Here is a 12,871-nt window from a genome sequence, read left to right as displayed (position 1 = left end):
AGGGTTGTGAGGCCTTGAGCTAACTGATACTAATTGCCCGTGAGGCTTAACCATACAACACCCAAGTGGTTTTGTATTGACTGGTTAATATCACTTACTAACTTAGTAATAAAAACCTCGTGTAGAAAAGACTACACGTCAGTTTGAATTACGTCGTTATTAAGCGATTTACCTCAGTCAACGTTTGACAATGTTTCTGAAAAGAAATATCGCGTACACAACGTGTTGAATAAGAAACTAAGTAGATATATCAGATTTCCAAGATTGGTTAATTTGCAAAAGCGAATTAACAACAAGTTTTGTCTAGCGACAATAGCGACGTAGAACCACCTGATCCCATTCCGAACTCAGTAGTGAAATGCGTTAGCGCCGATGGTAGTGTGGGAGTTCCCATGTGAGAGTAGGACATTGCTAGGCTTCTAATAAAGAAAGCCCGTTACGAAAGTGACGGGTTTTTTGCTAAAACGTTATTAGTTAGTTTATTTACTAAGTGAGTTATTTAATGATGTTTTTTGTCTGGCGACAATAGCGACGTAGAACCACCTGATCCCATTCCGAACTCAGTAGTGAAATGCGTTAGCGCCGATGGTAGTGTGGGAGTTCCCATGTGAGAGTAGGACATTGCCAGACATCTTTTCTAAGCCCTTGTCTTTCGACGAGGGCTTTTTTCGTTTACATTAAATAAATTTTTAAGTGCTTGAGAAAATTATGACTTGGCAAAGTAATTTAAACTGGGATACGGCAGTACAACGTGCAGATGTCTTACGAAAAATTAGAGAGTTTTTTTACTCACGAAACATCATAGAAGTCGAAACTCCTTTGCTAAGTACGGGAACGGTTACAGATGTTCATTTAGATAGTTTTTCTTGTCAGTACGACTATAGCTCAACAGAGTCATCTCAACCAAAAGAATTATACTTACAAACATCGCCTGAATTTGCTATGAAAAGGCTACTGTCATCTGGCTATCATTCTATTTATCAGATATGTAAGGCTTTCAGGCATGAAGTACATGGTAAGCATCATAATCCTGAATTTTCAATGTTAGAATGGTATAGAGTCGGTTTTGATCATTTTCAATTAATGGACGAGGTTGGTGATTTACTTTCTTGTATTTTGAAATGTGGCTCAGCGCAGAGAATGAGCTACCAACAAGCTTTTTTAAAATATTTGGATATTGATCCCCTAACTTGCACTAATGCCGAGTTAAAACAACTATTAAGTGTTCAAGGAGTTTTAGGTGATTGGATCAGTAAAGAACAAGATACTGACCTATTATTACAAGTGTTATTTTCAGAATGTATTGAAAGAAAATTAGGCAGTCACGTGCCTTGCTTTATCTATAATTATCCTCGCAATCAATCGGCTTTAGCAAAAATATCAGTGCAAGACCCAAGAGTCTCTGAAAGATTTGAATGTTATTATAAAGGGATAGAACTCGCTAATGGTTTTAATGAGCTAACTGATGCAAACGAACAAATTAGTCGTTTTGAAGTGGATAATATCAACCGGCAATCTCTCGGGAAAATACAAAAACCACTCGATAAGTTATTTCTGGCTGCTTTAGAAAATGGTTTGCCAGCTTGTGCGGGGGTAGCTGTTGGTATTGATAGATTAATGATGTTAGCACTGGATAAAGCCGATATTGCTTCTACAATGACTTTTAATATTACCAATGCATAAATTATTTTGTGATAATGTATCAATTGTGATATTATATCAAAATTAGATTAACATTAAATGAGTGAATAACGTGCTAGATAGAATAGGTATTACAGCAACGTCTTTATGTGCCTTGCATTGCATATTGTTACCTGTAATTTTACCAGCATTACCTTTACTTGGCATAGGGTTCTTAGCCGATCATATGTGGGAGCATATTTTCTTAGTTGTAACTGCGATCCTTGGCTCAATTGCCATGTTTTCTGGCTTCAAGCGTTATCATAAAAAATTATATCCGTTTTATTTATTAATGTTAGGTGTGGTTGTTTATTGGCAAAAGCATGATTTTTCTGAAGCGCTACAACCGTTTTTTATAATGATTGGAGCAACGTTGATAGTGGCTGCTCATATCATCAATATTAAGTTATGCAATAGCTGTAAACAATGTTCCGAACATGAATGTAGCAAATAGCTCCTATTTGCTACATATTTAAGTCTTTTAGTTTACGAGTCAGAGTATTTCTACCCCAACCTAATTTCTTAGCAGCTTCTTGTTTATGTCCTTTAGTATTTGCTAATGCGCACTTGATCAATATTTCTTCAAAAATAGGTAATGCATGATCAATGATACCTTGATTTCCTGCATTTAATTGCTCATTTGCCCATTGTTGTAACAAACCTTGCCAATTATTTTGACTATCACTAATCGTAGGTGTAGTTTCTGAAAGTTCACTTGGTAAGTCATTTATATGAATTTCTTTACCACTTGCCATGACGGTTAGGAAACGGCAAATGTTTTCAAGTTGCCTAACATTACCGGGCCATTCACAATTTAATAAGTAATCAAGTGTTGATTTTTCTAATGTTTTTGGCTCAACACTCATTTCTTGTGCTGCTTGGACTAAAAAGTGATTGGCAAGTTGAGCTATATCTTCTTTTCTTTCCCTTAAACTAGGAATATGTATTCTAATGACGTTAAGTCTATGAAATAGATCTTCACGAAAATCGCCATTATTTACTCTGTCTTCGAGGTTTTGATGTGTTGCTGCGAGGATCCTAACATCCACTTTTATTGGTGAATGGCCACCGACCCGATAGAACTGACCGTCAGCTAATACCCTTAAAAGTCTCGTTTGAATATCGAGAGGCATATCGCCAATTTCATCTAAAAATAAAGTACCATTATGAGCTTGTTCAAAACGTCCGTGCCTTACGGTGTTTGCACCGGTGAACGCACCTTTTTCATGGCCAAACAACTCTGATTCAATTAAGTCTTTTGGTATAGCAGCCATATTTAAAGGGATAAAAGACTCTTTTGCACGAGGGCTATGTAAATGTAAGGCATGGGCAACGAGTTCTTTACCGGTACCAGATTCCCCATTAATTAACACGCTAATACTTGAACGAGAAAGTCGACCTATGGCTCTAAAAACCTCTTGCATCGCAGGTGCTTCGCCAATAATACCTACTGGTACTGAAGTGGTTTCTTGCGTGCGTGTCTTCGCCTTTAATTCTTGTGCGTGAGTTAATGCACGACGAGTAAGTGCAAGTGCTTCATCTATATCGAAGGGCTTAGGTAAGTATTCAAATGCACCACCTTGATAAGCATTAACCGCGCTATCAAGATCAGAATGTGCGGTCATAATGATCACGGGAATATTAGGAAAGCGATGATTTATATCACTTAATAACTCCATACCGTCAATGTTTGGCATTCTGATGTCGGAGATTATGACTTCAGGTTGTCCATGGTCAAGTGCAGTTAGCAAATTTTCAGCATTATCAAAGGGTGCTGAACTGATATTCGCATTTGAAAAGGCTTTTTCTAATACCCAACGGATTGAACTGTCATCGTCTACAATCCATACTTGTTCTGTGATCATGATTTTGTCGCTTCCGTGATTGGTAAAATGATAATAAACTCGGTGTGGCCTGGTTGGCTAATACAAGATAATTTTCCTTGATGCTGATTGATTAATGTTTGTGAAATAGATAAGCCTAATCCTGTCCCATTAGCGCGGCCGGATACCATAGGATAAAATAGTGTATTTTGAATTTTTTCTGGAATACCTGGCCCGTTATCAATAATACTAAGTTGCATAGCAAGTTTAATACGTTTGCCATTAATCGTTTTATTGCTAGTGGCGCGGGTTTTTAATGTGATGTTTCCATCAGGACCTATAACTTGAATAGCATTGTTAACGATGTTTAAGATTGCTTGCTGAAGCTTATCAGGGTCAAAAGTAATGTCGGGTATTGATGGGTCATAGTCTTTAATTATTGTGACATTTTCAGGCTTAATAAAATTTGTTAATTGTGCTACTTTTTCAAGTACAACATGAATGTTTTGTGCTGAAACATTTGGCAACTGATTAGGACCTAATAATCGATCTACTAAATTCGTTAAACGATCAGCTTGTTCGATGATCATTTCTGTATATTCTTGCTGATCGGTTTCTAGTTCTTTGTTAAGTAATTGAGCTGCGCCGCGCAATCCACCTAATGGGTTTTTAATTTCATGAGCTAAACCTTTAATAAGGTCACGGGCAGATTCCCATTGTTGTTGTTGAAACGCTTCTACACTAATTTGTTTTTGTTGATCAATTTGTTTGAATTCAAGGAGTATGTGTGGTGATTTGTCGAAATCTACTGAAGAAGCGGTTATTTCAACGGTAATTTTTCGTCTATCAAAAAACTCTAAAATCACATCACTGTCACTAAACTCTTGTCCTGATGTTAGTAATTGATTCAATCTAATTTCGTTTATTGGATTATTGAAAAATACAGTTTTTAGGGTTTTATCTGATAACTTGTTGAAGCTTTTAATTAATAATGCTTCAGCAGCAGGGTTTACGTACTGTATGCGTAATTTTTCATTTAACACAATGACAGCAGTTACCATTTGATTTGGTAAGTTTTGCTGATAATAAAGCTTGTTATTCTGATTAGTATTTTCTGAATTAACCATAACATCTCAACGCACTATTTTGGTGCGACTCTAATTAAGTGTAGTGCGTTAAAGTACTTAATGCACCCTTTTAATGCTTAATTAGCCCGAATTACTGAAGCTCTATGCATATAAAAGGTTATTGGTTCAGAAGATGCAATTATCTTGCCTTTATCGTTAATTAAATCCATTTTTAATTGATGTTCGCCACGTTCGATATTTCGTAAAACAAACATCGAGTGGGTTTGAGGTTTTTCATACGGTTGGTTATCAAGTTTTAATTGAATTTTTAACCCTTGCTTAAAGATAGGTTTAATACGACCGGATACATATACCGAGCCCGTGTTATCTCTGATAGTTGCATTATTGGCTGGCTGGGTGATTTCGACTTGATATTTTTCTTCGATGGTTTTGGGGTTAATATCTAAAATTGAAGTATCAATAGAGGAAGACATATTATTCGGTTCTTTAACTTCAACTTCTTCTGCGCCGGGTTTTGGGCTGTCAGAATATACTAAAACGCCGTCAGCATTGCGCCAAACATATATTTTAGTAGAAGTAGCTGCTATTGGTAACGAAATCACAATAGCTAATACCATGACAACGAATAATTTCAAATGAGTCAAATAAATCCCTTACTTAATCGATATACCTTTAATCTATCAAATTATATAATTTTCGCCACAAAAAAAGCTCACCTAAGTGAGCTTTTTAATTTTAATGACGGTAAAAAGTCATTAAACGCTGTAATACATTGAAAACTCAACAGGGTGAGTTGATGTATTTAATAACTCACAATCAGCACGCTTAAGTTCAATATAAGCATCAATCATGTCGTCATCCATTACACCACCGGCTGTTAAGAAATCTCTATCGGCTTCTAAAGCGTCTAATGCATCCGTCAATGATGTAGCAACTTGAGGGATAGAAGCTGCTTCTTCAGCAGGTAGATCATATAAATCTTTATCCATAGCATCACCTGGGTGAATTTTGTTTTTAATCCCGTCAAGGCCAGCCATTAATAAAGCAGAGAATGCTAAATAAGGGTTTGCCGCAGGATCTGGGAAGCGTACTTCAATACGTGCCGCTTTTGGAGAAGGTACCACTGGAATACGAATTGAAGCAGAACGGTTAGCTGCTGAGTAAGCTAACATGATTGGTGCTTCAAAGTGTGGAACTAAACGCTTGTACGAGTTAGTTGCAGGGTTAGTGAAAGCGTTAAGCGCTTTAGCGTGCTTAATAATACCACCAATGTAGTATAAAGCCATTTCTGATAACCCGCCGTACTTATCTCCAGAGAATAAGTTAACACCATCTTTAGCAAGAGATTGGTGAACGTGCATACCAGAACCGTTGTCACCAACTAAAGGTTTAGGCATGAAAGTCGCTGTTTTACCGTATGCGTGAGCAACGTTATGAACAACATACTTATAAATTTGAACTTCATCTGCTTTTAATACCATAGTATTAAAACGACATGCGATTTCGTTTTGACCACAAGTAGCAACTTCATGGTGATGTGCTTCTACTACTAAGCCCATTTCTTCCATAACGGTACACATTGCAGAACGAATATCTTGTGAAGAATCTACCGGAGAAACTGGGAAGTAACCACCTTTAAGGCCAGGACGGTGACCCATATTGCCTTCTTCATATTCAGTACCAGAATTCCATACCGCTTCTTTATCATCGACTTTGAAGAAAGAACCACTGATATCTGTATGGAAACGAACGTCATCAAATAAGAAGAATTCAGGCTCTGGACCAATTAAAACTGTATCTGCGATGCCTGTTGAACGTAAGTATTCTTCAGCACGTTTCGCAACAGAGCGAGGGTCACGGCTATAACCTTGCATTGTATCAGGTTCTACAACATCACAACGAATGTTTAAAGTTACAGCATCTGTGAAAGGGTCTAACACGGCAGAGTCTGGATCAGGCATTAAAACCATGTCAGATTTGTTGATACCTTTCCAGCCTTGAATTGAAGAACCGTCAAACATTTTACCGTCTTCGAAGAAATCTTCATCTACTTGATGATGAGGAACCGAAACGTGTTGTTCCTTACCTTTTGAGTCAGTAAAACGTAAATCAACAAATTTTACATCGTTTTCTTTGATTAAATCTAATACTGCTTGTGACATTGAGTGTCTCCAGTGAAGTTATCGTAAATAATTAAATGCAAGGCATTATGTTTATGTTTCGTAATAAGCGATATTCATGCCAAGCATTAAGTTAAGTAAAAACAATTAGTTAGTTATTTATGGATAAGTAGTAAGCACTAATGTGGTGCGTCGAATGTTCCGTGTTGGTGCAGTTGAGTGTAGTGGATCATATTGGTGTATTCTAGTTCATGTACTAAAAAGAATGGTAATATTTTATTTGTCGCTATAGTGGCAATAATCCTGTATAATCCGCGCCCAATTATAGCCCTATGAGCAAAAGCCCGTGTTAGAGAAATTACGTAATGTAGCGATTATCGCCCACGTTGACCATGGTAAAACGACCTTGGTTGATAAACTATTAGATCAATCAGGCACACTAAACGCAAGAAATGGTCTTGAAGAACGTGTAATGGATTCAAACGATATCGAAAAAGAACGTGGTATCACTATCCTTGCTAAAAACACCGCAATCAATTGGAACGATTACCGTGTAAATATCGTTGATACTCCTGGCCATGCCGATTTCGGCGGCGAAGTAGAGCGTGTTATGTCAATGGTTGATTCTGTTCTACTAATTGTTGATGCTCAAGAAGGCCCTATGCCGCAAACACGCTTTGTAACGAAAAAAGCATTTGCACAAGGGTTAAAACCAATTGTTGTTATTAACAAAATCGATAAGCCTGGTGCTCGTCCTGAATGGGTAATGGATCAAGTCTTTGATTTATTCGATAACTTAGGTGCTAGCGATGACCAATTAGACTTCCAAGTGGTTTATGCCTCAGCTATTAATGGTTGGGCTTCAATGGAAGAAGGTGAAGTTGGTACTGATATGACACCACTTTTTCAAACGATTGTTGATCAAGTTCCACCGCCAAATGCCGATCAAGATGGTGCGTTTCAAATGCAAATATCTCAACTTGATTACAGCTCATATTTAGGAGTTATTGGGGTTGGCCGTATTACCCGTGGTTCAGTAAAGCCTAATCAACAAGTAACTGTTGAAGGAGCAAATGGGAAGCTTCATAACGGTAAAGTAGGTAAAGTATTTGGTTATTTAGGTCTTGAACGCCATGAAACTGAGATTGCCCACGCGGGTGATATCATTGCTATTACAGGTTTAGGTGAATTAAAAATTTCAGATACGATTTGCTGTCCAAACGAAGTAGACGCTTTACCGCCGTTGTCGGTTGACGAACCTACCATTAACATGACGTTCCAAGTAAATACCTCACCATTTTCTGGTCAAGAAGGTAAATTTGTTACATCACGTAATATCAAAGACCGTTTAGATAAAGAGTTAGTACATAACGTGGCGTTACGTGTTCAGCAATTAGATGATCCTGATAAATTTAAAGTATCAGGTCGTGGTGAGCTTCATTTAGGTATTTTAATTGAAAACATGCGTCGTGAAGGTTATGAACTTGCTGTTTCTCGTCCTGAAGTTATCATGCGTGAAGTTAATGGTCAGCTTGAAGAACCATATGAAACAGTAACAATTGATGTAGAAGAACAGCATCAAGGCCCTATTATGGAAAAGATGGGGGTTCGTAAAGCTGAATTAACCGATATGGCACCTGATGGTAAAGGTCGTATTCGTATGGACTTTATCATGCCTAGCCGTGGTTTAATCGGTTTCCAAACTGAGTTCATGACATTAACTTCTGGCTCAGGGTTAATTTACCATACCTTCTTGCAGTATGGCCCACATAAAGGCGGAGATATTGGTCAACGTTTAAATGGTGTTATGATTGCAAATGCTACAGGTAAAGCATTAACCAATGCTATTTTTAACTTACAATCTCGTGGTCGTATGTTAATTGGTCATGGTTTAGATATTTACGAAGGTCAAATTATCGGTATTCATTCGCGTGATAACGACTTAACTGTAAATGCATTAAAAGGTAAGCAATTAACAAACGTACGTTCGTCTGGTACTGATGAAGCACAAACATTAACACCACCTATCATTATGTCTTTAGAGCAAGCTTTAGAGTTTATTGATAATGATGAACTAGTAGAAGTTACGCCAGAAAGTATTCGTATACGTAAAAAATTCTTAAAAGAATCTGATCGTAAACGTGAAGGTCGCGCAGCTAAATAAATCAAGCTTCCTGAACTTTTAAAACACCGTATTGTTCTTTGAATAATACGGTGTTTTTATTTGTATTAACCAATTTTTAACTTATCAGCAAATACGTAAGACTCTACATCTCATTTTGTAAGACATGTCTCAAACTACTGTCAGATTTAACACGTCCTTTTATCTTTAATTAGAATACTCTTAATGATAACTCACTGTTATTTATTGATTTTAATTTCTTATTTACAAATCTATAACTATTGATATTCATCTTTGAAGTAAATACCCCCCTAGCAGATACAGGGGTGTTTGCTACAATTTACCATGAGTTAAGAAAAGTATTGATATTAATGACTGTAATGGACTTGGCGCGTAAGCGGAGTAGAAGTGATGGAACAAAACAAATTAAATAGATTAAATTCTTTGTTTGAAAAAATGGTTGCTAACAGTGCAAATCTTATTGAAAAACGAGAACTAAAAAGTCTATATAATGAATTCATCAATGATGGACGAGATCAACCTCACCAGAAAAGTGCATATAATCACGCCAATAAAGTCGCAATAAATTCATAACCATAATAATAAAAATTTAAGTTTTTTTGCAAAAGGAATGTACGGTGTCTCCTGAACAATTAATTACGCTACAAAAATTAAGCCGGCTTTTTGAAGATGGAGTAGCCGGCCCTGATCAAATAAAACAACTTGCCGAGCTACTCGCAAAAGTTAATCAACTTATTGACCCGATTGATGAAGTGAACGCAGAGCAATTTTCTGGTAGAACACCTTTCAATTGATATTTATCAAGACTTTAACGTAGCAATAAATGCTTGTGAATCTTCGATAGATTTGTTCATCTGAATGATTAAACGGTTAATATCTTGTTTAATAACCTTATATTCCCCTTTTAAAGCGCCAATCGCTTTGGCATTGAGGTTATGTTTCAAGTAAAGCATATTGTCTTTAAGTGAAGCTAGAATGGGTGCCATTTTATCCTCTGCTTTATGCATCGCATTTATCACGGTTAAATAACGTTTTTCAGTTGTATTGAGTTGGCGCTCACTTTGTCTTTTTAGCGATTGATTACTATATTGTTCTATCTCATCACGCCATTCATCAAATAAAGCTTCAGCAACATCTTCGATCGCATCAATGTGAGCTGATACTTCTTCAGCAGCTTCATAACTTGATTCAAAACTTTCTTTACTTAATTCGTATTGAGTTTGTAATTCACCACCATCAAAAGCGATTAATTTAGAGAGTTGCTCAAGAGCACTGATAAACTCTTCTTTAGCTTCCTCTTGTGATGAAGTTGCTTCTTCAACGCGGTCAATAAGAATATCTCTTTTATGTGTGCCTACTTTCTCCATGGCTGAGTAATATGCTGATTGGCAACCAACAAGTAGAGAAATTAGTAATGCTGAAAAAATTGATTTATTTAACATAACTGCTATTCCGAAGATCTATAACGTGCAGCATCAATAATGCACCATAAATAGACAATAGGAACTAAAATCCAGCCAATTAATAACCAAACGAGTACCCATGAAACTGCCATGGCGATAAAGAAGAAAATTGCTGCAAGTATTCTTCCTTGTACTAATTGACCTAAACCGGGAATAAAAAAGCTACAAATAGCAGCTAACACGTTTCCACCTGAACCTTGACCTGACATAAAACACCTCTTTTCTTTAAAAATCATTATAGGATATATCTTGCTAATCATAATATACTGTAAATACAGGAATATTAACTATTAATGATTATGGAATTTATTAACAAATTGTTAAATTCAGTTCTTTGGACAAAAGCGGCTAAGTTTTTTTGGTTTTTTTTGCGTCGAATGAATGCCGAGCAAGTACATGTTACGGCGGGTTATTTGTCTTATGTTACGTTAATGTCATTGGTACCATTAATGGTGGTTATGCTATCGGTAATGACAGCATTCCCTATTTTTTCTGATATTAAAGATTTGATAGAAAGTTTTGTATACCATAATTTTTTACCCGCCACAGGGGATGTAGTAAGAGAATATATTACGGGTTTTGTTGCCAACGCTTCAAAAATGTCTGCAATTGCAATTACTTTCCTATTTCTTTTCGCCCTGATGTTGATATCTGCGATTGATAAAAGCCTCAATAAGTTATGGCGCATTGATAAAAAACGTAAAATTGTGACGTCATTTTCAATGTACTGGATGGTGCTAACCTTAGGTCCTGTGCTTGTCGGAAGTAGCATTGCGGCTACTTCTTATATTGTTTCATTGATGTCGTTGGGAGATTATGATGTTTTTGGTGTTGCTAATGTGTTATTACGCCTTTTACCGATAATCGCATCTATTTTTGCTTTTTTTATTTTATATATTGTTGTGCCAAATAAAGATGTTAGTTTTAAGTTTGCGCTTTCAGGCGCCATTTTAGCTGGCGTTTTGTTTGAAATTGCGAAAAAAGGTTTTGCTTTTTATGTTACTCAACTTCCTTCATATCAAGCGATATATGGGGCATTAGCGGGGATCCCTATTCTGTTTTTATGGGTGTATTTATCTTGGTTGGTTGTTTTGTTTGGTGCTTTGTTTACCGTATGTCTTGAAGACTTTTCACAGCAAAAGGATTAAATGATGTCTCGTGCTTTATATCCTAAGATTAAGCATTATCATCACGAATGGCTAGTGGTAGATGATGTTCATCAAATTTATCTAGAGCAATCAGGAAATCCTGATGGCATACCTGTTTTGTATTTGCATGGTGGGCCAGGCGGTGGTTCAAGTAATAATCATCGTCGATATTTTGATCCTGAAAAATACCGGATTATTATTTTTGATCAGCGTGGTTGTGGGCAATCAAAGCCATCACCATCAATAGAAAACAATACCACAGATTTTTTGATTGAAGATATTGAAAAAATTCGACAGCATTTGTCTATTGAAAAATGGTTAATTGCAGGTGGCTCATGGGGAACGACATTGGCCCTTATTTACGGTATTCGGTTTCCTCAAGTTGTGCTTGGTTTTATCTTACGGGGAATTTTTTTAGGGACGAAAAAAGAATATGACTGGTTGTATAAGTTAGATGGTGCTGAACGTTTTTTTCCTGAATATTATCAAGATTTTATCAAACCTTTAGAAGGTGATTTTCAAGATAATGTGCTTGAAGGATATAAGCAGATCTTTTCATCAGATAATGAAGTCGCTAAAATTGCGGCCTGTAAAGCATGGTATTTATGGGAGTTAAGGCTTTCAACCATTGAGCATCATCATATTGGGATGGCGCAAATAGAAGATAGTCACCAAGCTTTATGTATGTCGCAATTGTCTTTGCATTATTTTTATCACCACTGCTTTATCGAAGAAAATTATATCCTTGATAATATTGCTAAAATTAGCGATGTTCCTGCAATTATTGTTCATGGGCGTTATGACATGGTTTGCCCACTGATAAACGCGGCAACTTTGACCGAACATTGGTCAAATGCCAGTTTACAAATATTACCACAAGCAGGACATAGTGGTTTTGAGAGTCAAACAATCGATGCACTTTGTAAGGCTACTGATGTAATGGCAAATTTTTTACAAGAGACTAAGTTATGATTGCATTACTACAACGAGTAACAGAAGCGAGTGTTGAGGTTGATAAACAAATAATCGGTGAAATAAACCAGGGGCTGTTAGTGTTATTAGCGGTAGAACCAGATGATAACGAAAAAAAAGCCGCAAGACTTGCTGAGCGGGTTGCTGGATATCGAGTGTTTGAAGATGAACACGGTAAAATGAATCTCAATGTCAAACAGGTTCAAGGTGATATTTTAGTGGTGTCACAATTTACGCTTGCTGCCGATACTTCCAAAGGTATGAGACCAAGTTTTACTTCGGCTGCTGAACCCAAGTTTAGCGATAAACTTTATCAATATTTTTGTCAGCAACTTAGAGAGCAGGGTTTTAAAGTGCCAACGGGTCAATTTGGTGCCGACATGAAAGTACGCTTGTTAAATGATGGTCCGGTAACGTTTACTTTATCTATTTAA

13 protein-coding genes and 2 rRNA genes are annotated in these 12,871 nt (G+C 36.7%); 9 read left to right on the top strand and 6 right to left on the bottom strand.

The genetic code is table 11. The annotated features are described in order from the left end of the window. The first annotated feature begins 302 nt into the window (after positions 1-302). The 4 genes from rrf (Q4493_RS03890) (at position 303) to Q4493_RS03875 (ending at position 2,134) form a co-directional block, all read left to right on the top strand. Positions 303-417 (top strand): 5S ribosomal RNA (rrf, locus tag Q4493_RS03890). Between the two features lie 98 nt (positions 418-515). Beyond that, positions 516-630, top strand: a 5S ribosomal RNA gene (gene rrf / locus Q4493_RS03885). 78 nt (positions 631-708) lie between these two features. Then, a complete protein-coding gene (gene epmA / locus Q4493_RS03880) occupies positions 709-1,683 on the top strand; it encodes an elongation factor P--(R)-beta-lysine ligase (protein WP_303449555.1) in 975 nt (324 codons plus the stop codon). A gap of 70 nt (positions 1,684-1,753) precedes the next feature. Beyond that, complete coding sequence (locus tag Q4493_RS03875) at positions 1,754-2,134, top strand: MerC domain-containing protein (RefSeq protein WP_303449553.1); 381 nt, start codon at positions 1,754-1,756, stop codon at positions 2,132-2,134. A 10-nt stretch (positions 2,135-2,144) separates the two neighbouring features. On the opposite strand, the gene glnG is transcribed toward Q4493_RS03875, so the two are convergent. The 4 genes from glnG to glnA all read right to left on the bottom strand — a co-directional run bounded on the left by glnG (position 2,145) and on the right by glnA (position 6,753). Next, positions 2,145-3,545, bottom strand: a complete 1,401-nt coding sequence (gene glnG / locus Q4493_RS03870; RefSeq protein WP_303449551.1) for a nitrogen regulation protein NR(I) — start codon at positions 3,543-3,545, stop codon at positions 2,145-2,147. After that, on the bottom strand, positions 3,542-4,630 hold the full coding sequence (gene glnL, locus Q4493_RS03865) for a nitrogen regulation protein NR(II) (protein WP_303449550.1): 1,089 nt from the start codon (positions 4,628-4,630) through the stop codon (positions 3,542-3,544). Before glnL ends, glnG begins: the two co-directional genes overlap by 4 nt. 77 nt (positions 4,631-4,707) lie before the next feature. After that, positions 4,708-5,235, bottom strand: coding sequence for a DUF4124 domain-containing protein (locus Q4493_RS03860; protein WP_303449549.1), 528 nt, complete (start codon positions 5,233-5,235; stop codon positions 4,708-4,710). 111 nt (positions 5,236-5,346) lie between these two features. Continuing rightward, positions 5,347-6,753 carry a glutamate--ammonia ligase gene (glnA, locus tag Q4493_RS03855; protein ID WP_303449548.1) on the bottom strand — a complete coding sequence of 469 codons (1,407 nt, stop codon included), beginning with the start codon at positions 6,751-6,753 and terminating at the stop codon, positions 5,347-5,349. A 304-nt stretch (positions 6,754-7,057) separates the two neighbouring features. Here glnA and typA point away from each other — a divergent pair, with 304 nt between their 5' ends. Together typA and Q4493_RS03845 are read left to right on the top strand one after the other, a co-directional pair. Then, entirely contained in the window at positions 7,058-8,875 is a 1,818-nt protein-coding gene (typA, locus tag Q4493_RS03850; RefSeq protein ID WP_303449547.1) for a translational GTPase TypA, read from the top strand. A gap of 596 nt (positions 8,876-9,471) precedes the next feature. Continuing rightward, complete coding sequence (locus Q4493_RS03845; RefSeq protein WP_303449546.1) at positions 9,472-9,648, top strand: hypothetical protein; 177 nt, start codon at positions 9,472-9,474, stop codon at positions 9,646-9,648. A 6-nt stretch (positions 9,649-9,654) separates the two neighbouring features. Here the strand turns inward: Q4493_RS03845 and Q4493_RS03840 are convergent, their stop codons facing one another. Further along, positions 9,655-10,296: a DUF2959 domain-containing protein gene (locus Q4493_RS03840; RefSeq protein ID WP_303449545.1), complete on the bottom strand. Its 642-nt coding sequence runs from the start codon at positions 10,294-10,296 to the stop codon at positions 9,655-9,657. Positions 10,297-10,301: 5 nt separating this feature from the next. Next, positions 10,302-10,526 (bottom strand): hypothetical protein, encoded by a 225-nt coding sequence (locus Q4493_RS03835; protein WP_303449543.1) that lies wholly within the window; start codon positions 10,524-10,526, stop codon positions 10,302-10,304. Between the two features lie 108 nt (positions 10,527-10,634). On the opposite strand from Q4493_RS03835, the gene Q4493_RS03830 reads away from it, so the two are divergent. The 3 genes from Q4493_RS03830 to dtd are packed head-to-tail and all read left to right on the top strand — an operon-like array spanning position 10,635 to position 12,871. Continuing rightward, positions 10,635-11,465, top strand: a complete 831-nt coding sequence (locus Q4493_RS03830) for a virulence factor BrkB family protein (protein ID WP_303449542.1) — start codon at positions 10,635-10,637, stop codon at positions 11,463-11,465. A gap of 3 nt (positions 11,466-11,468) precedes the next feature. Further along, entirely contained in the window at positions 11,469-12,437 is a 969-nt protein-coding gene (gene pip, locus Q4493_RS03825) for a prolyl aminopeptidase (RefSeq protein ID WP_303449540.1), read from the top strand. Then, positions 12,434-12,871 carry a D-aminoacyl-tRNA deacylase gene (dtd, locus tag Q4493_RS03820; protein ID WP_303449538.1) on the top strand — a complete coding sequence of 146 codons (438 nt, stop codon included), beginning with the start codon at positions 12,434-12,436 and terminating at the stop codon, positions 12,869-12,871. The genes pip and dtd overlap by 4 nt, the downstream gene beginning before the upstream one ends.

This window comes from Colwellia sp. 1_MG-2023, from assembly GCF_030546755.1.
Classification (GTDB): domain Bacteria; phylum Pseudomonadota; class Gammaproteobacteria; order Enterobacterales; family Alteromonadaceae; genus Thalassotalea_H.
The sequence above is the reverse complement of the archived record's forward strand: the minus strand, read 5'-3'. Positions and strand labels throughout refer to the sequence as shown.